Source organism: Moorena sp. SIO4A1, assembly GCF_010672065.1.
In the GTDB taxonomy this organism is placed as follows: Bacteria; Cyanobacteriota; Cyanobacteriia; order Cyanobacteriales; family Coleofasciculaceae; genus Moorena.
Genome location: NZ_JAAHHX010000257.1, coordinates 1 through 2599, shown reverse-complemented (window position 1 = coordinate 2599; position 2599 = coordinate 1). Strand labels below are relative to the sequence as shown.

The window sequence follows — 2599 nt, the reverse complement described above, 5'->3', positions numbered from 1 at the left end:
GCTGATAAATTAGAGTTGGTGTTAAGGATTTTAGTAGAGTCGGGGTTGGTGGTTAAGGTACCGGATATTGTTGCTCACCGCTATCAATTGGTGCATGATTATCTTGTTTCTTATCTACGACAACCAGAACTGAAGTTAGAGCAGTTAATTACAGAACTAAAACAAGCTGAGCAGGCTAAGCAGGTATTGGTAAATAGTAACCAAAAAGCAACCCATCAGATTAGGATTGGGTCAGCATTATTGAGCCTTACATGGGTTAAGTAAAGCTTTCTTATGGTAAGCATAGGCTGACATTAATGTACGCCTGTTAGCAACTAATTTATTGCTCACATCCACCAGTATGTGCAAAAACAAAAAGCATCAGCGCTGGGAGGGTTGCATCTCATATTTGGACAAATATCATCCATAAAAATCCCACTTAGGGAAGCACAGGGTCAAGACAGAATCTGAAGTTTTCACGAGCTCACCCTTGATTTATCTCTGATTATCGTTTAAGGTATCTAGTGTTTGAAAAACTTGGGATTGTGTAATGGTTACAGGGACAACGATTGAATCAAAAATCCATATAACCGAACAAAGAACCTACTGGCAGCAAAGGCTCTCAGGGGGTTTACCAGTGTTAGAAATCCCAATAGATTATCCACGTTTATCGGTGTCATCGGGAAAGGAAGCAACAGAAGTCATCAAGCTGGATAGAGAGTTTTGGCAAGACCTAAAAACCTTTAGTGCTCGCTTCAAGGTCAGCCCGTTTAACGTGCTGCTGACCGCCTTTAAAATTATGTGGCTACGTTATACGGGCATCGAAGATATCATTATCGGGTCTGTGGCAACTAGCCTAAAAGAAACCAGGGGTTTGAAGACCTCCCAGCAATGGGAACACAAGGGTGGAGTTAGGATTAATCCGATTGCCTTGCGGACAGATCTAAGCAGTGATGAAAGCAGTGATATCAGTGGGAAAGAAGTTTTAAAGCGGGTTAGCCAAACCGTTGAAGAAGCGGCCTTATATCGAGATTACCCATTTGAGGAAGTCCTCAAGGGGATGAACAGCAATGAAGAATTAGCAGAAGAATTAGCAAAAGCCTCGATTTTCCAAGTGATGTTGGTGTGGTGCGATCAACCATTCCCTCTCTCACAGACAGGAATTAGTGAAGCACAACTCAAAGAAATCTCAGCCTACACCAGCCAGTGCGATATAGTGGTGGTAGCTAAAGAAAAAGAAGGAAAATTAACATTAAGCTGGGAATACAACACAGAGTTATTTAAATCCGACTCAATTAGGCGAATATTGGGGCATTTCCTTTCGGTGTTACAAGCAATGATCGCCAATCCAGAGCAATCCATTGCGACGATGCCCCTATTAACTGAAGCCGAACGGCAGCAACTGCTGGTGGAATGGAACGATACCTCAGCAGAGTATCCCCAAGATAAATGTATCCATCAGTTGTTTGAAGAGCAAGCTGAACGCACCCCAGATGCAGTAGCTGTAGTATTTGAAGAGGAACAACTAACTTACCGAGAACTGAACCAACGAGCCAATCAACTGGCCCACTATTTGCAAGAACTGGGTGTAGGACCAGAAGTATTAGTGGGTATTTGTGTAGAGCGTACGCACTTAATGCTGGTGGGACTATTGGGAATCCTCAAAGCAGGTGGGGCTTATGTGCCCTTAGATCCAGCCTATCCCCAAGAGCGCTTGGCCTATATGTTAGAAGATGCCCAAGCACCAGTATTATTGACTCATTCCTCCTTAGTTACCAATCAAGAGTCATTAGTTGCCGACAAAGAACAATTAACAATAGTTTGCTTAGATACTGATTGGGAACTAATCTCTCAACAAAGCCAGGGAAACACCGATAGTGGCGTAAAGCCGGAAAACTTAGCTTATACGATCTACACCTCTGGTTCCACAGGCAAACCTAAGGGAGTGCAAATTCCTCATCAAGGAGTCGTCAACTTTTTAAGTTCCATGGCCCAACGGCCTGGATTAAGGTCACAGGATACTCTGGTAGCAGTTACCACCATATCCTTTGATATTGCCGGACTAGAACTTTACCTGCCCCTTAGTGTTGGAGCCAAGATCGTTTTGGTCAGCCGTGAAGTAGCGTCTTCCGGGCAGTTGTTGGGGAAACTGATCAAAGATAGTGACGCTACGGTGATGCAAGCCACTCCAGCCACCTGGTATTTGCTTTTAGCATCCGGTTGGGAAGGTATCCCAGGATTAAAAATCCTTTGTGGTGGCGAAGCGTTACCCAGAAAACTCGCGGATCAGCTCTTAGATAGGAAAGCTTCCCTGTGGAATATGTACGGTCCTACAGAAGCAACTATCTGGTCAACTGTCCACGAAGTAGGCAAACAGAGGCAATCTCAACAAGCTAAAGATGCCCCAGAATCAATCGGCCAACCCATTGCCAATACGCAAATCTATATCCTCGATGCCCATCTTATGCCAGCTCCTGTTGGAGTCGCTGGCGAACTACACATTGGTGGAGCAGGGCTGGCTAGAGGTTATCGTAATCGTCCAGATTTAACCAAAGAAAAATTTATTACCAATCCCTTTGATCAATCAATTTCAGAACGCCTCTACAAAACTGGAGATTTA

Annotated in this window: 2 protein-coding genes; both read left to right on the top strand. The window is 44.1% G+C overall.

The genetic code is table 11. From position 1 onward, the window contains the following. A partial coding sequence (locus F6K53_RS36985; RefSeq protein ID WP_293084527.1) for a hypothetical protein occupies positions 1-264 on the top strand: 264 nt, incomplete at its 5' end. 265 nt (positions 265-529) lie between these two features. Continuing rightward, a partial coding sequence (locus tag F6K53_RS36980) for an amino acid adenylation domain-containing protein (protein WP_293084524.1) occupies positions 530-2599 on the top strand: 2070 nt, incomplete at its 3' end.